At 65.8% G+C, this 18,122-nt stretch carries 14 protein-coding genes; 5 read left to right on the forward strand and 9 right to left on the reverse strand.

Annotated elements, in window-relative coordinates; translation table 11 throughout:
• Positions 1 to 14: 14 nt before the first annotated feature.
• Both H8F01_RS11080 and H8F01_RS11085 read left to right on the forward strand, forming a co-directional pair.
• Positions 15 to 2,312 (forward strand): family 20 glycosylhydrolase, encoded by a 2,298-nt coding sequence (locus tag H8F01_RS11080; RefSeq protein WP_187059067.1) that lies wholly within the window; start codon positions 15 to 17, stop codon positions 2,310 to 2,312.
• 149 nt (positions 2,313 to 2,461) lie between these two features.
• Positions 2,462 to 4,006, forward strand: a complete 1,545-nt coding sequence (locus H8F01_RS11085) for a rhomboid family intramembrane serine protease (RefSeq protein ID WP_187059068.1) — start codon at positions 2,462 to 2,464, stop codon at positions 4,004 to 4,006.
• A 1-nt stretch (position 4,007) separates the two neighbouring features.
• On the opposite strand, the gene H8F01_RS11090 is transcribed toward H8F01_RS11085, so the two are convergent.
• Entirely contained in the window at positions 4,008 to 5,393 is a 1,386-nt protein-coding gene (locus H8F01_RS11090; RefSeq protein ID WP_187059069.1) for a sensor domain-containing protein, read from the reverse strand.
• A gap of 127 nt (positions 5,394 to 5,520) precedes the next feature.
• Entirely contained in the window at positions 5,521 to 6,030 is a 510-nt protein-coding gene (locus tag H8F01_RS11095) for an Lrp/AsnC family transcriptional regulator (protein ID WP_187059070.1), read from the reverse strand.
• 110 nt (positions 6,031 to 6,140) lie between these two features.
• Here H8F01_RS11095 and H8F01_RS11100 point away from each other — a divergent pair, with 110 nt between their 5' ends.
• From H8F01_RS11100 to H8F01_RS11110, 3 genes are read left to right on the forward strand one after another with little or no spacing between them, the layout of a single operon-like run.
• Positions 6,141 to 7,061 (forward strand): DMT family transporter, encoded by a 921-nt coding sequence (locus tag H8F01_RS11100; RefSeq protein WP_187059071.1) that lies wholly within the window; start codon positions 6,141 to 6,143, stop codon positions 7,059 to 7,061.
• Between the two features lie 4 nt (positions 7,062 to 7,065).
• Entirely contained in the window at positions 7,066 to 7,362 is a 297-nt protein-coding gene (locus tag H8F01_RS11105; protein WP_187059072.1) for a cupin domain-containing protein, read from the forward strand.
• 21 nt (positions 7,363 to 7,383) lie between these two features.
• Positions 7,384 to 8,067: a glutathione S-transferase family protein gene (locus tag H8F01_RS11110; RefSeq protein ID WP_187059073.1), complete on the forward strand. Its 684-nt coding sequence runs from the start codon at positions 7,384 to 7,386 to the stop codon at positions 8,065 to 8,067.
• On the opposite strand, the gene H8F01_RS11115 is transcribed toward H8F01_RS11110, so the two are convergent.
• From H8F01_RS11115 to H8F01_RS11145, 7 genes are all read right to left on the reverse strand, one after another.
• Positions 8,068 to 8,727, reverse strand: a complete 660-nt coding sequence (locus tag H8F01_RS11115) for a Pr6Pr family membrane protein (RefSeq protein ID WP_187059074.1) — start codon at positions 8,725 to 8,727, stop codon at positions 8,068 to 8,070.
• A gap of 74 nt (positions 8,728 to 8,801) precedes the next feature.
• On the reverse strand, positions 8,802 to 9,440 hold the full coding sequence (locus H8F01_RS11120) for a TMEM175 family protein (protein WP_187059075.1): 639 nt from the start codon (positions 9,438 to 9,440) through the stop codon (positions 8,802 to 8,804).
• A gap of 68 nt (positions 9,441 to 9,508) precedes the next feature.
• The gene (ubiE, locus tag H8F01_RS11125) at positions 9,509 to 10,270 is read right to left on the reverse strand and encodes a bifunctional demethylmenaquinone methyltransferase/2-methoxy-6-polyprenyl-1,4-benzoquinol methylase UbiE (protein WP_187059076.1); all 762 of its coding nucleotides are present in this window, start codon (positions 10,268 to 10,270) and stop codon (positions 9,509 to 9,511) included.
• Positions 10,271 to 11,566: 1,296 nt separating this feature from the next.
• On the reverse strand, positions 11,567 to 12,922 hold the full coding sequence (locus tag H8F01_RS11130; protein ID WP_187059077.1) for a metal-dependent hydrolase family protein: 1,356 nt from the start codon (positions 12,920 to 12,922) through the stop codon (positions 11,567 to 11,569).
• 190 nt (positions 12,923 to 13,112) lie between these two features.
• Positions 13,113 to 15,743 (reverse strand): glycerol-3-phosphate 1-O-acyltransferase PlsB, encoded by a 2,631-nt coding sequence (plsB, locus tag H8F01_RS11135; protein WP_187059078.1) that lies wholly within the window; start codon positions 15,741 to 15,743, stop codon positions 13,113 to 13,115.
• Between the two features lie 167 nt (positions 15,744 to 15,910).
• Positions 15,911 to 16,894 carry a hypothetical protein gene (locus tag H8F01_RS11140; RefSeq protein WP_187059079.1) on the reverse strand — a complete coding sequence of 328 codons (984 nt, stop codon included), beginning with the start codon at positions 16,892 to 16,894 and terminating at the stop codon, positions 15,911 to 15,913.
• 316 nt (positions 16,895 to 17,210) lie between these two features.
• A complete protein-coding gene (locus tag H8F01_RS11145; RefSeq protein ID WP_187059080.1) occupies positions 17,211 to 18,113 on the reverse strand; it encodes a 5'-nucleotidase, lipoprotein e(P4) family in 903 nt (300 codons plus the stop codon).
• Positions 18,114 to 18,122 lie beyond the last annotated feature (9 nt).

An 18,122-nucleotide genomic window follows, 5' to 3' on the forward strand; every position in this document is an offset into this window, starting at 1 on the left:
CTGTGAGAACCACGATGAAGAAAACACGTTATGTGCTGGCCCTTGCCTTGTGCGGGCTCACCGCTGTCGCCCATGGCGCGACGCCCAGCCTGATTCCGATGCCGGCGCAGCTGAGCGAGTCCGGCGAAGGTTTCACGGTGACCGCGCAGACGCCCATCGTGGTCGATGGCGGCGATGCCGACGCACGCGGTGCCGCGGATTACCTCGCCTCGCTCGCCGCGCATACGCGACACCTCGCACTGCAGGTGCGCACCGGCGTGCCGGAGAGCGGCGCCATCGTGCTCAAGCGCGATCCGCAGGCGCCGGTGGCCAACGCGGAAGGCTATGTGCTGGACGTCACCCCGCAGGGCATCCGCGTGACCGCCCGTGATGGTGCAGGCCTGTTCTATGGCGCGATGACGGCGTGGCAGCTGCTGACGCCGGCACAGGGTTCCGGCGACGTGCGTGTTGAACCGGTGCATATCCGCGACGAACCGCGTTTCACCTGGCGCGGCCTGATGCTCGATTCGTGCCGGCACTTCTGGAGCACCGACGAAGTGCGCACCGTCATCGATCAGATGGCACAGCACAAGCTCAACGTGCTGCACTGGCATCTCACCGACGACCAGGGCTGGCGCATCGAGATCAAGCGCTACCCCGAGCTCACCCGCATCGGTGCATGGCGTACGCCGCCCACCGTGGGCAAGCAGGGCGAAGCCAAGCCTTACGGTGGCTTCTATACGCAGGACGACATCCGCGCCATCGTCGCCTATGCCGCCGCGCGCCACATCACCGTGGTGCCCGAGCTGGACATGCCGGGCCACGCGCAGGCGGCGGTGGCTTCGTATCCCGAGCTGGGCGTCACCGGCACGCGCCCGCCGGTATCGCCCGACTGGGGCGTGAATCCCTACCTGTACAACGTGGATGACCACACCATCGAGTTCCTGCACAACGTGCTGGACGAGGTGATGGCGCTGTTCCCGTCGACCTATATCCACGTGGGCGGCGACGAAGCGGTGAAGGATCAGTGGAAGGCTTCGCCCACGGTGCAGGCACGCATGAAGGCGCTCGGCATCAAGAGCGAAGATGCCATGCAAAGCTGGTTCATCGAGCAGATGGGCAAATACCTGATGGCGCACGGTCGCCGGCTGGTCGGTTGGGACGAGATCCTCGAAGGCGGCGTGCCGCCCAGTGCCACGGTGATGTCGTGGCGCGGTACGCAGGGTGCCATCGATGCAGCGAAGCAGGGCCACGACGTGGTGCTTGCGCCTGCGCCGCAGCTGTACATGGATTCGATGCAGAGTGATCGCCCGGATGAAACCACCGGCCGGCTGCCGTCGATGTCGCTGGAGAGCTACTACAGGTTCGAAGCAGTACCCAAGGAACTGAATGCCGCGCAGGCGAAGCACGTGCTGGGCCTGCAGGCGACTCTGTTCACCGAGCACATGCCCACCTTCCGCCACATCGAGCATGCGGCGTTCCCGCGCCTGGATGCCTTGTCCGAATCGGCGTGGACGCCGGTGAAGCAGCGCGACTGGCGCCAGTTCCTCGCGCGCATGCCCTCGCAGCTCGCCCGCTATCGCACGCAGGACATCGCCTATGCCGACAGCGCGTTCGCGGTAAGCGTGGACGTGGACCGCAACGCCGCCATCACCAGCGGCCATGCCAGCGTGACACTGGCCAACCAGGCGAAGTTCGGCAACGTGCACTACACCACCGACGGCAGCGAGCCGGGTGCTTCGTCGCCGCTGTACGTGCGGCCGTTCGCGGTGAACTTGCCGACCACCATCAAGGCGGTAGCGCTGGCGGACGACGGCACGGCCCTGGCGGCCGCGCGCACGCGCGTGCTCGACCTGCCATCGCTGCGCACGCGCAGCACCGGTGAGCTGGAGAACTGCCCGGGCAGCGACTTCCGCCTGCGCGTGCAGCCCACGCCCGATGCCACCAGCATGGCGCCGACCTACCTGATCAACGTGTTCGACAACTGCCGCATGGTTCGCGCGGCCAGGCTGGACGGCATTGCCGGCATCCGCGTGGAGACCGCCACGCTGCCGCGCAACTACGCGCTGGCGCACGATGCCAAGCTGGTGGTGGCCTACAAGTCGACGGCGCCGCAGGGCGAACTCGTCGTGCGGTTGGACAGCTGCAGGGGCAAGGAGATCGCCTCGATGCCGCTGCCCACCGATCAGCCGGCCACGTTCACCCTGCAGGGTGCGGTGGCCAAGCAGGCGGGCACGCACAACCTGTGCCTGGCGTTCACTTCGCCGATCAGCGGGCCGATCTGGGGCGTGGGCGCAGTGACGTTGCTGCCGGCCGACCAGGCGTCGCCCTGAGGTCATGCGCCGCGTCGACAGGGGACTGTCGACGCGGCGAGGAATCGGGAATCCGTTCTCTGCTACTACGTACGGACAGTTGAGCGCCACGGTCTCCCGCTGGCATGCTCCGGCGGGTCGCCGGAGGGCGACCACATCAGGGGAATGTCATGCAGCACGACGCCGCGGAAACGCAGGACGGGCAGATGATGCCCGGGATCGGTCCCGACGCGGTTGCGTCGGCGCGCCCGGCAAGCTTCGAGGTGACTTACGGCCAGAAGACGGGCATGACGACCGTACCTGCCGATTCATTCAAGTTCGCCGGCAAGGGGCGCATCAGCGTTGACGGCCAACAGGTGGAGCTGACCGGTCGCCAGCGTGCCCTGCTCAGCAAGGAACAGACGCATACGCTGCCGCTGGCGGCCATCGTCAACGTGCAACGGGCCGGCAACGTCATCCGCTTTGACCTGCAGGAGCCGGGTGCCGGCAAGCGCTACGCCCGGTTTGCCGTATCCAGCGAAGCGCAGGCGCGCGCGCTGGAAGCCTTGCTTCCTTCGGTGAAGACCGAGGCCTTTGTCGCCAGCCAGGCGGAACTGGCCGATTTCCATCGACGACTGGATGCGTTGAGCCCGCATGCACCGGTGACCCTGGTGATCGTGGCGATCAACATCATCGTGTTCGTCGCCATGTGCATCGGTGGTGCCGGCCTGTTCAATCCGGATGGCGACGTGGCCATCCGCTGGGGATCGAACTACGGCCCGCTCACCATGGGCGGCCAGTGGTGGCGCCTGCTCACTGCCAACTACATCCACTTCGGCATCATCCATATCGCGCTCAACATGTGGGCGCTGTACCAAAGCGGTCGCATGGCCGAGCGCTTGTTCGGCAGCGCGCGCTACACGTTGCTCTACGTGTTTGCCGGCATCAGCGGCAGCATCGCCAGCCTGTTGTGGAACCCGGTGGTGAACGGCGCCGGTGCCTCGGGGGCGATCTTCGGCGTGTTCGGCGGGCTGCTGGCGTTCGTGATCAATGCGCGCAACCGCGTGCCCCAGGAAGTGATGGTGGAGCACCGCAACAGCACGATCGGCTTCATCGCCTACTCGTTGTTCTACGGCATGGCGCATGCGGGCATCGACAATGCGGCACACGTGGGCGGCCTGGTGGCGGGTTTTGGCATGGGCCTGCTGCTGGCGCGGCCGCTGACGGCAGAGGCGCGTGCGCGATCCGGCATCGGGCAGTGGGTCGTGGCCATGTTGGCGGCTGCGCTGGTGCTGGGCGTCTCGTCAAAGCCGCTGTGGCGTCCCTCGCCGGATGTGCTGGCGCGCCAGCAGTTCCAGCAGACCTTGCTTGGCTTCAGCCCGCAGGAGTCGGCCGCGGTGGCTGCTTCCAACGATCTGGTGGAAAAGGTCCGCGCCGGTCGGATCAGCGAAGCGGACTGGGTGCAGGCCGTGCGCACGGACGTCGTGCCGCGCTGGCAGCGACTCCACGACGAACTGGCGAACGAGCACCTGCCCGCCGATGACAAGCAGTTCGCCCTGCAGCAGGCCATGCTGGCGTACGTGGATGCGCGACTGAAGCAGAACACGCTGATCGCCGAGAGCGAGGCTGCCACCGTGGACCGGCTCGGCATGCCCGCGCGGGTGAAGGCGGCGCGCGAAGAGGGCGATGCGGCGCTGGCGCGCCTTAACGCCATCGTGTCAGCGAAAAAGCCCTAGTTCAGCGCGAGCGGTCCAGATCCGTCCTGGGCGCGGGTAGTTCTACGCTTGCGCCGGCGATGCGCACACGGTTGCCGCCGCTGGCCTTCACGCAGTACATCGCGTCGTCCGCTGCCCGCATGAGTTCGCGCGACGAAAGTCCGTGCAATGGATACGTTGCCACGCCGATGCTGGCCGAGGTGTGCAGGCTGCGATCGGCGAGCTGGCAGGGCGCGTTGATGGCGGCGCGCAGCTTCTCCGCCACGCTGATGCTGTCGGCCATCGACTGCAGGCGGCACAACAGCACCACGAACTCATCGCCACCCATGCGTCCCACCACGTCGCCCTCGCGCAGATGGCCGCGGATGCGCTGGGCCACTTCGCACAACAGCAGATCGCCGGTGTGGTGGCCGAAGCGGTCATTCACCTGCTTGAATTTGTCCAGGTCGATGTAGAGCAGCGCAAGGTTGCCGCCGAAGTGCGTCACGTTCTCCAGTGCTGCCTCGAACTGCTGGTGGAACAGGTCGCGGTTGGCCAGGTCGGTGAGCGGATCGTGTCGTGCAATGTGATGCAGGCGCGCTTCCGCCTGTTTGCGTTCGATGGCAGCGGCCACCTGGGTAGAGACGAACTGCAGCAGTTCCTTGTCGGCTTCCGTGTAACGCGTGGCGTCCGAATAACTCTGCACCACCAGTGCACCCACCGTGGTGCCCTGCGAACACAGCGGCACACCCAGCCAGTGCTGCGCATCCGTGCCGACGATGGGCAAGGCCGGATCGGAAGGTTTGGCCGGTGTCACCAGCAGGGCTTGTCCGGTGCGGATCACCTGACCCGTCAGCGTGCCGGCATCCAGGCTCTGGGCAGGCGGAACGTCGTCGCGCTCGTCGACGAAGTACGGAAACGTCAGTTCGGCGTGCAGCGGGTCGTATAGCGCCACGAAGAAATTGATGGCCGGGAGCAGGCTGCCGATGATGCGGTGGATGTCTTCGTAGAGCGCCGGAAGGTTGTCCGCGGTGTGCGCCGCCTCGGAGATCGCGTGCAGGGCCGTCGTCATGGATTCGGCCCGCTTGAGCGCGGTGATGTCGCGTGCCACCGCGATGCGCACCCGGTCTGAATCGGACCAGCGCGCCGACCACATGATGTGGACGGTGGTGCCGTCCTTGCGGATGTAGCGGTTCTGGAAATGCGGCTGGGGGTTGCCGGCCATGATGGCGGCGGCCACTTCCAGCGTGGCCTCGCGGTCGTCCGGGTGCACCAGCTCGATCATCCGACGGCCGAGGACCTCCTCGGGCCTGTAGCCGAAGATGCGTTCATAGGAGGCGCTGACGAAGACATAACGCCCCTCCGTGTCGACCACGCAGATGGCATCCCACAGCAGATCCATGATCTTGTTGAGCAGAACAGGTTCCATCGGATGCGTGGCGGCGGCTGGCTCGTGGCTGGCGGTTCCCAGCGTTCGAGCAAGATGTGTGCCGCTGGGGCCTTCGCTGTCTGGATGCCGCCGAGCCGTCATGGGTGGGTGCCTTGGCAGGGAACCGCTAGTCGTCCAGCAAGGAGCGCGCCGTATTCCACATGGCGCGGGTCAGGGGTCGGTTTTCATGCGGAGTCTGCAGCACCACCAGCGTGGTGGTGCTGATGCTGGCGTGGATCTTCAGCAGCCGGTCCAGCACGGTTTCCAGGTGTGGGATGGACATGGCCACTACGCGCAACAGGGCCGAGTCCTCGCCGGCCAGCCGGCGGCAGTCGAGCACTTCGGGAATGTCCGCCACCAGCGAGCCGACGCGGGCGCAGATGCCGCCGTCGCAGCGCAGGCGGATCATGGCGTCGATCTCGTAGCCCAGCCGGCGCGGGTTCACCACGGCGCGGTAACCGGCGATCACACCGGCTTCCTCCAGCCGTTTCACGCGCTCGGCCACGGCCGGGGCGGAGAGCTTCACCTTGCGCCCCAGCTCGGCGTAGCCCAGGCGGGCGTCCTGCTGCAGGGCCTCCAGCAGCTGCCAATCCGTAGCATCCCAGATCGGTTTCGATTCAAAGGTAACTGCGTTCATGGACATTTCGTTCGTTGGCGAAACAACCTCATCCTACGCTGATTCATCATTCAAGCGCACCGCGGCGGAAATTACGATTCGCAACGTTCCCCACCCGGAAAAATAGTCCCATGCATACCCCGGAACGCCTCGACGGGCGTGCCCTCGCTTACATCGGCATTGCCCTGCTCACCTGGTCGTCGGCCTATGCCGCGATTGCCTATGCACTGGCCTCGTTCACGCCGGGCGAGGTGGCACTGGCCCGCCTTGGCATCGGCTCACTGTGCTTTGCCGTGCTCCTGCTGTTCAAGCGCGTGCCGCTGCCGGCGCGTCGCGACTGGCCACTGCTGACGCTGCTCGGCATCATCGGCCTCACCGTGTACCACTTGTGCCTCAATACGGCGGAAACCCGCGTAGCCAGCGGCACCGCGGCCATCCTGATCTCACTGGTGCCGGCGACGACGGCGGCACTGTCGGCCATCTGGCTGCGCGAGCGCCTCTCCCCGCGCACCCTGCTCGGCCTGGGCGTGGCCCTGATCGGCGTGGTGGTGGTGGTGCTCACCAGCGGCAAGGACGTGAAGGTGGAACCCATGGCCGCGCTGGTGCTGGTCAGCGTGCTGGCGTCGGCGATCTTCTTCGTGGGCCAGAAGCCGCTGTTCGCCCGCAACAGCATGCTGGGCGTCACCGGCTTCACGTTCTTTGCCGGCATGCTGGGCGCGCTGCCGTTTGGGCTGGGCCTGCCGCAGGCGCTGATGCATGCGCCTTCATCGCATATCGCCGCGCTGGTGTGGCTGGGCGTGGCGCCCACCTTCATCGGCTACATCGCATGGAACGCTGCCTTGCATCGCGCCTCGGCCTCGCAGGTGAGCAGCTTCATCTACTTTTCGCCACCGATTGCCGTGCTGATCGGCTGGGTATGGCTGGGTGAACGTCCGACCCTGCTGACCCTGGTGGGCGGTGTGATCACCGTGGGCGGCGTGGTACTGGCCAATGCGCGTCGACGCCCCGCCGCGCCGGCTCCCGTAGTGGCCACGCCGGCCAAGCAGAGCTGAGCACATGACGCCGGTCCACCTGGTCGACGCCGCCGCGGCCTTGCCGCAAGCCTGGTCTTCCCGTGTGCTCGCGCAGTTCGGCGGCACGCGGCTGAAGCTGGTGCGCATGGACGACACGGCGTATCCGGAAGAGATCCACGACGATGACGAAGGCTTGCTCGTGCTCGATGGCGTGATGCTGTTGCGCATCCACGGCGACACCGTGACGGTGGGCGCGGGTGAGCTGTGCATCATTCCTGCCGGCACGCCGCACAGCGTGGAAGCGGGCAGCCACGGTACGCTGCTGATCCTCGACACCTGACGTACCACCGGGAGCCCGTCCGTGACCACGCTTTACATCGCCAACAAGAACTACTCGTCCTGGTCGCTGCGTCCGTGGGTGCTGATGAAGCACCTTGGCTTGCCGTTCGACGAGCAGCTGATGATTTTCGGCGAAGGCTCCAACTGGGATGCGTTCCGCCAGTTCTCGCCGAGCGGCCGCGTGCCTTGCCTGCGCGATGGTGACACGGTGGTGTGGGATTCGCTGGCGATTGCCGAGTATCTCGCCGAAGCGCATCCAGGCGTTTGGCCATCCGATCGTATCGCGCGTGCCTGGGCGCGCAGCGCCGCCGCCGAGATGCACTCGGGCTTCGGCACGCTTCGCAACGAATGTGGCATGAGCTGCGGCTTGCGCGTGCGCTTGCACGCGATCGGTCCAGCGTTGCAGGCCGACATCGCCCGCATCAACGAACTATGGAACGAAGGATTGTCGCGCTTCGGTGGGCCGTTCCTTGCCGGCGACGCATTCAGCGCCGTCGATGCGTTCTACGCGCCGGTGGTGTTCCGCATCCAGACCTATGGCCTGCCGATGCAGGGCGCCGCGGCCGCCTACGTGCAACGCATGCTGGCGCTGCCGGCGATGCGCGAGTGGTACACCGCCGCACTGGCGGAACCGTGGCGCGACCACGCACACGAAGCGGAAACCCATCACTTCGGCGAAGTCACCGAGGACTTCCGCCTCGCCTGATCAGGCCGCTTCGGGCACCGCATCACCCTGCCGTCGCGCCTGCCACCGGCCGAGCGCGACCAGCAGCAGTGCCACCACGATGAAGGCCACCAGCACGCCGAGCGCATCGAGCACTACTTGCAGATAGCCCAGCGCCTTCACGTCGAGGAACGGATACGGATACCAGCCGTTCACCGCGCCACGCAGCAGCACGTAGGTGAAGTATCCGGCCGGATAACTCTGCCAGGCGATCACCTGCGGCCAGCGCAGCGATGCCTTCGGCACGGCCAGCCACCAGTAAAGGACGTACAGCGGTGGCATCAGGTCGTGCACGATCACATCTGCCACCAGCACCCAGCCGGTCGGCGTCCACAACTGGCGCAACATCAGGTTGTACACCGCGCTGACGATCACGATGCTCATCGCCGCCGCCGTCTGCACGCCCGGTCGCAGCAGGAAACGCGACACCGCGGTGGGCGTGTCCAACGCCGCCGCGGTAAGCACGGCCGCGATCAGGAGGTTGGTCAGAATGGTGTAGTAGCCCAGGTAGATCCACACGCCATGAAACGCGGAGTGGCCTTCATCCAGCGCCAGGCGGACGGAAAACCACAACTGCAACGCCAGCCCGAACCAGCCGAGCAGGGCGGAGAACATGGCCAACGGACGGTAGCGATACGGCATGGGGCAGGTATCAGCAAAGCAGGAACACCACTATGCCACCCGCCGATGACGGGCGCCGCACCGCAAGAAATCGCTTATGACTCGGCCAGCACGGGCTGTAGACGCTGCGTGCGGCGAAGGCCCAGCGCGTAGAACAGGCGCACGAACAGCGGGATGGTGAGCAGCAGCAGGTTGTTCCAGCCCGGCGCGAACCAGGCGGCCAGCAGCGACAACGCCGCTGCGGCAGGCAGGCCCAGTGCACGCCAGCGCGTGGCTGCCACGTGGTCCGGCGCGAGGTCCGCTCTGACGAAGGGCGGCCGGAGCGCGACCGCGAACACGCGCCATTGCAGCAGGCCGGCGGCCAGCAGGGTGCCGGCATAGACCAGCTCGGGCACGCGCGCCATCGGGTTGGAGCTCATCAACGCGGTGGCGAACGGCATGAAGGCCACGGTCATCAGCAGCAGCATGTTCGGCCACATCACGCTGGCGCTGTAATCGACCAGCATGCCGAACACGCGATGGTGCGCCACCCACAGCGCGCCGATCACCAGGAAGCTCAGGGCGAAACCCATGAAGCTCGGCTGCAGGGCTTGCAGTGCCTGCAGGTAAGCACCGTCATCGCGCGTTTCCAGGTGCGGCACGTGCACTTCGATGATCAGCAGCGTGATGGCGATGGCGAACACCGCGTCCGAGAAGAACGTCAGGCGTTCCAGTTGCGAGGCGTTGGAGCTCATCGTATCTCTCCCTGATGCGGTGGCCGTGCGTCGTATCGCGCGGATGCCCCTCGCATCCGCGGCTTCTTTCAGAACTTGTAAGCGCGATGGATGGCCACGATGCCGTTGGTGAGGTTGCGCACGTCGACGCGACCGAAACCGGCACGTTCCATCATGCCCTTGAGCGTCTGCTGATCCGGGTGCTTGCGGATCGATTCGGCGAGGTACTGGTAGCTGTCGGCGTCGCCGGCGAACAGCTGGCCGAGCTTGGGCAGCACCTTGAACGAGTGGAAGTCGTAGAGCTTGCTGAACAGGTCGCTCTGCACGCGCGAGAACTCCAGCACCAGCGCGCGGCCGCCCGGCTTGAGTACGCGGCAGATGTCCGCCAGCGCCTTGTCCTTGTCGGTGACGTTGCGCAGGCCGAAAGCCATGGTCACCGCATCGAAGCTGTTGTCCGGGAACGGCAGGCATTCGGCATTCATCTGCGTCCAGCGCAGGCCGGACACCAGGCCACGGTCGGTGAGGCGATCGCGGCCCACGCCGAGCATGGCAGCGTTGATGTCGCCCACGATGATCTCACCCGACTCACCCACCACCGGCTTGAGCAGCGCGGCGATGTCGCCCGTGCCGCCAGCCAGGTCGAGCACGCGGTCACCCTTGCGCACGCCGCTGATCGCCACGAAATGGCGCTTCCACAGGCGATGGACGCCGAACGACATCAGGTCGTTCATCAGGTCGTAGCTGCGCGCGACAGAGGTGAACACCTCGGCGACAAGCTTCTGCTTGTCGCCGACGGGGACGTCGCGGAAGCCGAAATGGGTGGTGTTGGGGGATTGGGGCTGGTCGCTCATGGGGTAATGGTAGCGGATTGGGGGGTGGGCTTCTTGTTGGGCCTGGTGGGCCTGGGGGTTCCCTTGGGGGAGAGGGTGGAAGGTACGTGCAGATGCTCGCCGGACGACTTGCTACTTTAGCCGTCACCCCTGCGTAGGCAGGGGTCCAGTGACTTTGCCTTGGGCCTTCGGGTTCTAGCGCTACCGCGACCGGGCCGCTTACGCAGCGGGCGTTCCGACCTCCTGCCGGAGGTCGGGTCACTTTTCTTTGCTTGCCCAAAGAAAAGTAACCAAAAGAAAAGGCACCCCCATCGCGGCGCCGGCCGGTGGAGCCGGCCGGTCCGTGAGGGTCGGCCGGGCTTTTCGACAGGACCTCCCTGTCCTGTCGAAAAGGGATCGGCATCCTTGCCGATCCCCCTGCGGGCCTGATCGTCCGCCCCTCACCGCCGCTCAAGGGGTCGGGTAGGTCAAAAGCCAGAGCCAGAGCCGAAGGCTCGTGCAGCTGCGCTGCACATCGCGACGCAGGGCGACGGCCTGTTGAGCGCCGGCTTAGCTTGTCTGTAGGAGCGCACCCTGTGCGCGACCACCTGACGGAGCGGTATCGACAGGGCGCTGCGGTCGCGCACAAGGTGCGCTCCTACAAGGGGGGCTTGCACCGTGTGAAGCCCGTTCCTTTCTCGCCTCAGTGCTCACCCCAGTCCTCTCCCGAACGGGAGAGGACGAGCGACAGGGGATGTTCAACGTGAACTCCCTAAGGGCAAGGAAGGATGTGCCGCGCAGCGGCACGATGCTCCGCGTTAAGTCCTCTCCGCTTCGGCGCGTTGCGAAGCGCATTGCAGTACCCGCTGTGTAGAGGCGAAGGTTGCCAAGCAACAACGTTCCTCAGCCGTTCGGGCTTATCCCACCGGCATGCTGCCAGCCTTTAAGGCCATTTTCTTTGGGTTACTTTTCTTTTGGGCCAGCAAAAGAAAAGTGACTCGGCCTCCGGCAGGAGGTCGAAACGCCTCCGCGGCGTAAGCGGCAACCTGGCGCCTGCGTGACTACCGAAGGCCGAGAGCAAAGGCACTGGACCCCAGCTCTCGCTGGAATGACGGTCAAAAGAGTGAAGCGGTGGAGCAGTAATCGACCACCGAGGCTCTGAATCCCGGCCTGCGCCGGGATGACGAGCTCGATACGGTGAGGCAAGGTCACCCCTCACCCCAGCCCTCTCCCCGCAGGGGAGAGGGAGCCAAAAGCCAAAAGCCAAAAGCCAAAAGCCAAAAGCCAAAAGCCAAAAGCCAAAAGCCAAAAGCCAAAAGCCAAAAGCCAAAAGCCGCGTTACATCACCGGCTTCCCGCCTTCCTTGTAAATCACCCCATCCTTCATCACGAAATCCATCTTCTGCATCACCGTGATGTCATCCAGCGGATTGCCCGGCACCGCCACCACGTCCGCCACGCGACCCACGGCAATCTGCCCCAGCTCGTTCTGCTTGTGCAGCAACTCCGCCGCATGCGTCGTCGCCGCCTGCAGCACGAACATCGGCGGCATGCCGGCCTGCACCATGTACTGGAACTCCTTCGCGTTCTGGCCGTGCGGATACACGGCGGCATCGGTGCCGAAGGCGATCTTCACGCCGGCCTTGTAGGCCTTGCCGGCGGTGGCCTGGATGATCGGGCCCACCTGCAGCGCCTTGGCGGCGACCTGCGGCGGGTAATAGCCGGGCTTGGCGGCCATTTCCTGCACGTACTTGCCGGCAATGATGGTCGGCACGTACCAGGTGCCGTGTTCCTTCATCAGCTTCATGTCCTCGTCGTTCATGAAGGTGCCGTGCTCGATCGAATCCACGCCGCCCAGCACGGCGCGACGAATGGCTTCGGCGCCATGCGCATGCGCGGCCACGGTGAAGCCGTAGTCGTGCGCAGTGCTGGTGATGGCCTTGATCTCTTCGATGGTCATCTGCGCGTTGTCCGCGCTGCTGCTTTCATCGAGCACGCCACCCGACGGCATGATCTTGATCACGTCGACGCCGTCCTTGTAATGCTGGCGGATGGCTTTGTAGGCATCCTCGACGCTGTTGATGATGCCGTCCTTCGGGCCCGGGTCGCCGGCCAGATCCTGGCGATAGCCGTCGGTGGGATCGGCGTGGCCTCCGGTGGTGCCGATGGCCTTGCCGGCGGTGTAGATGCGCGGTCCGGGCACGATGCCGGCGTTGATGGCATTGCGCAGGGCGATGGATTCATTGGCCGTGTCGCCCACGTTGCGCACGGTGGTGAAGCCGGCCATCAGGGTGCGCTTGGCATACACGGTGGAGCGGATGGCGTAGTCGGCGATGTTCCAGCGGAACTGGTCGGTGTAGCCGGTGGGGCTGGTTTCGCCGGTGAGGTGGGTGTGCGAGTCGATCAGGCCGGGCAGGCAGGTGCCGTCGGCCACGGTGTAGAAGGCAAAGGCGGCGCCGGCGGCGGTGGCGGCATCCTGGTAGGGCTTGGGATCGATCGCGCCGGACTTGATCTCCTTGATGCGCTTGCCTTCGATGATCAGCGTGGTCTGGCCGAGCATCTTCCCTGCCGCGGTATCGACCATGCGCGCGCACTGCAGCACGGTGACGTTCTGGGCGGTCTGGGCTGGTTCCGCAGCAATGGCGGCAGGCAGCGCCAGGGCTGCGGCGATGGCGAAGGCAACGCGCTTGGTCATGATGAGCTCCCCGGATGAAGAGGTCATCTTAGGGTCATCGGGTGACCCGCGGCTCGTGACTATCTACCTATATCGCCCGGGTCTTCCCGGTGTTCGCCTTGCCGGCCAGTCACAAAGAAACCGTCATCCCGGCCCTTGCCCCCTCTTGCGGGGTGCGCCGGGATGACGGGCATGGCGTGGGAGGGTTCCCTCACTCCTTCGTCGGCGTCTCGCTGGTAGCGGTTTCTTCCGCCGTGCTCACTTCGACCGATGCGTGCTCGTGGTGCTCGGCGGCCACGTGGCGTTCGTGCAGCGCTTCGCTGGTGGCGTCGGCCGGCAGGGGCTTTTCGCTGGCAGTGTCCTTCTCGCCATCGCCGCCGGGGGTGATCTTGAGAATGGAGTGGCGCACGTCGCGGGCCAGGATGACGCGTGCGTCGCGCACCATGTCCTCCAGTCCCTTGTCGTAGTCGAGCTTGCCGGCATCGTCGGTCCACACGATGCGGTTTTCGCGCAACTTCTGAATAAAGCCGCGGAACAGGGCCTTGTCGAAGAATTCCGGCGCGGACAACTCGTTGAGCAGGCTGAGCCGCTGCGCGGTGAGCGTGCAGGCGTTTTCCAGCTCCGCCGAGGTGAGCGTGTGCGGGCCGTTCTTCACCAGCGCGGCGATGGTGATGTAGTAGCGCTCGAACGCCTGGATCAGGCTGCGCGCGATGATCTTGAGCTGGAAGGCTGCATCGTCCTGACCCGGGCCACGTTCGAGCACGCGGCCTTCGCCGGTGGCTTCGAGCAGGCCGCGACGCACGAAGAAGTCGATGGTGGACTGCAGCTGCTGGCAGAAGCCGTCCGCATCCCACGGCAGGAACAGCTCGCCCTGGATGAACGGGTAGATGATGCGACCCAGGCGCAGCACCGAGGCGCGCGACATGCGGCGGTTGTTGAGGAAGCACGAAGCCACCCACGCCGCGGTGGCGGTGAGGTGCAGCACGTTGTTGCGGAAGTAGCTGAGCAGCACCGCCTGCTCGTCCTCGGTCACCAGCACGTCACCCAGCGGGTGGCGCACGCGGCGGATCCAGCCCATCTGTTCGCCGTAGGCGATGATGCCGGCAGGATCCATCGAGGTGAGCGTCATGCGGTCCGAGTAGGGCAGCTCTTCCAGCAGTGCCTTGGTCAGTTCCAGCTGCGCAAGCAGGTCGTTCTCGGCCATCGCGTGCTTGGGCGTGGCGAGCAGGGCCAGCGCGAGCAGGTTGATGGGGTTCACGTCCGCGGCGCGGTTGATGTTGATCTGGATCTTGTCGGCCAGATCGTCCACCACCCGGCCCAGCCATTCGGGCTTGGCATCCGGATCGTCCGAGCGCCAGTGGGGGCTGGCGGCGTCGAGCATCGGATTGAGTTCGATCGGTTCGCCGAAGTTGAGCGCCACATGGCCGTAGCGCTGGCGCAGCACCTTCAGGCCGCGCAGCAGGCCGATCAGCGATTCCTTCTCCTTGGGCTTGCCGGAGAGTTCGCCGATGTAGCTCTTGCCTTCCATCAGCTTCTCGTAGCCGATGTACACCGGCTGGAACAGCACCGGGCGGCGCGGCGCGCGCAGGAAGGCGCGCACCGTCATGGCCAGCATGCCGGCGCGCGGTGCCAGCAGGCGGCCCGTGCGCGAGCGGCCGCCTTCGATGAAGTATTCCATCGGCACGCCACGGTCGATCAGCTGCGCCACGTATTCGTTGAACACCACCGAGTACAGCGCATTGCCCTTGAAGCTGCGGCGCAGGAAGAACGCACCGCCGCGACGCAGGATAGGGCCGATCACCGGCAGGTTGAGGTTCACGCCGGCCGCGATGTGCGGCACCACCACGCCGGACATGTGCAGCTGATAGGACATCAGCAGGTAGTCCGCGTGGCTGCGATGGCAGGGCACGTACACCACTTCGTGGCCGGGCGCGGCAGCGCGGGCCTTGTCGAAGTGATGCATGTGGATGCCGTCGTACAGCTTGTTCCAGAAGTTGGACAGCAGGAACGACGCCGAGCGCACCACCGGGTGCGAATAGTCGGCGGCGATTTCCATGACCAGGTCGTGCGCGCGACGCCACGCCTTGGCCTGGCTGATGTTTTCCTTCGCCGCCGTCGCGTTGATGGCGGCGCGTACCGGCTCGGCATTCAACACCGCGTCCACCACGGTGCGGCGGTGCGACAGGTCGGGGCCGATCACCGCCGCGCGGATGCGGCGGAAATGGGTGCGCAGCACGCGGGCGACCTTGCGGGTGAGGCGCTCGGGCAGGATTTCGCCCGCATCGTTCACCACCGTGCGCAGCGACACCGGGGTGGAGAAATGCACCACCGTGTCACGGCCGTTGAGCAGCAGGGCCAGCATGCGGCGGAAGCGACCCACCACCACCCAGTTTTCCGAGAACAGCACGCTGAACCAGCCTGACTCACGGGTGGGCGCGCGGCCGACGTAGATGGATACGGGCACGATCTGTACGTCGCGCTCCGGGTCGCCTTCCAGCGAGCGCACCAGCTGGGTCAGCGATTCGGTGGGCGAGCGCTTGCGGTTGCGTCCGAACAGCCAGCCGTCACGGCGCGCCAGCGCAAATACCGATCGGCGGCGACGCGTGCCCGACAAGGGCTGCATGGGCGAGGGCAGGCCGGCTTCGCGGCAGGCGCGGTCCAGGATCAGGGCATCGGAGAAGCCGTCGCGCTCGATCACATAGCAAACCGGCACGCCAGCCTTCAGGAGGGTGGCGGGTTCGGCGGGATCGCGGCGGATGCGTACCCAGGGTTCGAGCAACTGCCCGGCCAGGTTGAACCACCAGGGGGCGCGGCTACGGGCGGGCGTGTCCGTGGTCGACATATTCAGCATAAGCCTGATTGTAACTGGTGGGGCCGGTTTATCCGGATATTCGGGAGGCGGGTCGCGGCTTCGCCACTACCTGATGCGGTAGCGGCCGGCGACGCTCCCCGTCGTCGCCCCGGCCTTTTACCGGAGCGAGGGTAAATAAGGTGTTCTGCCGGTCGGGCTCAGTGCCTGACGGGTGGCGTCGGGGCCATGGCCTGGATCGGCGCGGACGTGCTGGCCGGGGCCGGTGCGCTCTCGGCCGGCGCCGGCGCCAGCAGGCGTTCGTGCGCCTGGTGCACGTTCTGCAGCATGTCGGCGCTGTACCAGCGGCCGTCCTGCTGGATCAGCTCCGACTCGGTGGAAAGCGGTTTGCCGAGCAGGGTGTAGTCGATGCGGACCTGGGCATGGCCGTTACGGCTCTCCAGTGTGGTGACCTTCACCGAGTCGAAAATGTCGTCGACCGACAGGCCGTAGATGGCCAGTGCCTGCTTGATGCCGAGGAAGCCCGCGCTGTACTTCTGCATGGCCGTATCGAAATCCATGGCCTTCAGCTGCTCGGGCGTTTTCAGGTCCAGCTTGCGCGCCGTGGCCACGGCCACGCCGATGGCCTGCTTGGCGCGGTTCTGGTCGAACCACGGCACGTTCTGCGCCCAGGGGGCCAGCACGTTGATCACCGCGGTGGCCTGCTGCTTCTGCGCATTGGTGAGGTCTTTGCTCTGCGCCACGCCGGTGGCGGCGATGGCCTGGAAGATGCCGATCATCACCGGCACCTGGTCCTGGTACTGCGCCTTCAGCTGGGCCAGCTTGGGCTTGGCCAGGGCGAAGAGCTTGGCTTCCGCATCCGGCTCGGTGAGCTGCTGCATGTTCTTGACGAAGTCCGCGCGATCTTCGGGCGACAGCGGGTGGTCGTCGGGGCGCGGACGGGTCCAGTCGGACCGCAGGGTTTCGTAGTCCGCCGGCGGCAGGGCATGTTTCCAGAAGCCGGCGAAATCACCCACCTTGATCAGCGCCAGCGACTGCTGCACGGATTGCTCCGGCGTGTCGCCACCCACCACTACCGGCGGCGGGGCAGGCTTGTGCGTGGTCATGAACAACGCGGCGGCCGTGGCCAGCACCAGCAGGGCAATGAACGCACCAACGGCGTAGAAGACGGATGAGCGGCGCATGGGTTTCCGGTAGTGATGGCGCCCGGCGGATTCGGCTGGGCGGTCCGGCGGAGCGTAAGCGGGGCGGCTCCGCGTGAACAAGAGCCAGGACACAAGGCCGTGTGCCCGTTCAGGAGCTTTTGGGGGAGGCCCCAAAAGAAAACCCCGCGGGCGGTGGGCCTCACGGGGTAATCCGGCAGAGCCGGAAGGGAAATGGCCTTGCCTGCGGAATTATCAAGGTCAGCAGGTGTTGGCGGGGAGGATCTTACTTCCCCGTTAAACTTAAAGCAATACGTTAGCTTGTGCTGTGTAAGTGATTGTTTTTATTTGATCACTATCAATCAAAACGCAGCGACTGGATCTTCTGGCGGCGACGTTCGTCGCGCGGTGCCGTCCAGTCATTATTAAACAACGCCGGCTCCCATGCGCCATAGGTCGGGTTGGGCAGCACGAACCAGCGGGTGCCGAACCAGTCCATATAGGGCGACACGGCCTTCTGGCGGCCAGCGGCGTTGTTGGCCAGCACGGTCACAAAATCGCCGATCTGGTCGCCAAACTGCATCAAAACGCGGTATTTATGGCTGATCAGCTGGCGGCGGCAGCCTTTCTCGGTGCCGACCTGCTCGCAATCCTCCACGAAGGTGCCCAGGCCCAGGAACGCTTCGGGGCCGGATACCGGCAGGCCTTCCTTGCGCAGGTTGGCCAGGGTGACCTGGTCCAGGTCCTTGGCGCGGTTGGAAATGTAGATCACCTGGACGCCATGCTTGGCCGCGAACTGGGTGAACTCGACCACGCCGGGCAGGGCGCGGGCGCGCTGCTCGTTGCACCAGGCTGCCCAGTCGGCCTCGTTGTACTCGCCGCCGCTCTTCACCAGGCGGGCCTGGTAGGGCGTGTTGTCGAGCACAGTCTCGTCGATGTCCAGCACCACGGCGGGCTGCAGGCCCTTCGCCGGGGTCAGGCGGTCGTCCTTGGGCAGGGCATCCCACTGCTTGTCGGCCAGCGCAGCCAGCAGGCGCGCCTGCGCATCTCGGTAGGTCTGCAGGTAGATCAGGTCGTGCTCGATCGCGTTCTGGCTCCAGGCCACCGCGTTGAGGTTGTCATCGGCAGGCGTCGCCGGTGCGGGGGCGGCGGCGACGGGCGCGGCAGGGGCGCTCGGTGCGGTGGGCTTGGTGGGGGTGGTGCTGCTGCAACCGGCAAGCAGGACCAGGGCGGCAAACGCCGCCGGCAAACGAACGGACATGAAGGATTC

Origin of the sequence: Dyella telluris (assembly GCF_014297575.1) — a bacterium.
GTDB lineage: Bacteria > Pseudomonadota > Gammaproteobacteria > Xanthomonadales > Rhodanobacteraceae > Dyella > Dyella telluris.

Bases quoted from the DNA above. Each gene is read 5' to 3' on its own strand.
- H8F01_RS11085 (WP_187059068.1), top strand. From the start codon at position 2,462: ATGCAGCACGACGCCGCGGAAACGCAGGACGGGCAGATGATGCCCGGG.
- H8F01_RS11130 (WP_187059077.1), bottom strand. From the start codon at position 12,922: ATGACCAAGCGCGTTGCCTTCGCCATCGCCGCAGCCCTGGCGCTGCCT.
- H8F01_RS11080 (WP_187059067.1), top strand. From the start codon at position 15: ATGAAGAAAACACGTTATGTGCTGGCCCTTGCCTTGTGCGGGCTCACC.
- ubiE (WP_187059076.1), bottom strand. From the start codon at position 10,270: ATGAGCGACCAGCCCCAATCCCCCAACACCACCCATTTCGGCTTCCGC.
- H8F01_RS11145 (WP_187059080.1), bottom strand. From the start codon at position 18,113: ATGTCCGTTCGTTTGCCGGCGGCGTTTGCCGCCCTGGTCCTGCTTGCC.
- H8F01_RS11105 (WP_187059072.1), top strand. From the start codon at position 7,066: ATGACGCCGGTCCACCTGGTCGACGCCGCCGCGGCCTTGCCGCAAGCC.
- H8F01_RS11120 (WP_187059075.1), bottom strand. From the start codon at position 9,440: ATGAGCTCCAACGCCTCGCAACTGGAACGCCTGACGTTCTTCTCGGAC.
- H8F01_RS11115 (WP_187059074.1), bottom strand. From the start codon at position 8,727: ATGCCGTATCGCTACCGTCCGTTGGCCATGTTCTCCGCCCTGCTCGGC.
- H8F01_RS11090 (WP_187059069.1), bottom strand. From the start codon at position 5,393: ATGGAACCTGTTCTGCTCAACAAGATCATGGATCTGCTGTGGGATGCC.
- H8F01_RS11140 (WP_187059079.1), bottom strand. From the start codon at position 16,894: ATGCGCCGCTCATCCGTCTTCTACGCCGTTGGTGCGTTCATTGCCCTG.
- H8F01_RS11100 (WP_187059071.1), top strand. From the start codon at position 6,141: ATGCATACCCCGGAACGCCTCGACGGGCGTGCCCTCGCTTACATCGGC.
- plsB (WP_187059078.1), bottom strand. From the start codon at position 15,743: ATGTCGACCACGGACACGCCCGCCCGTAGCCGCGCCCCCTGGTGGTTC.
- H8F01_RS11095 (WP_187059070.1), bottom strand. From the start codon at position 6,030: ATGAACGCAGTTACCTTTGAATCGAAACCGATCTGGGATGCTACGGAT.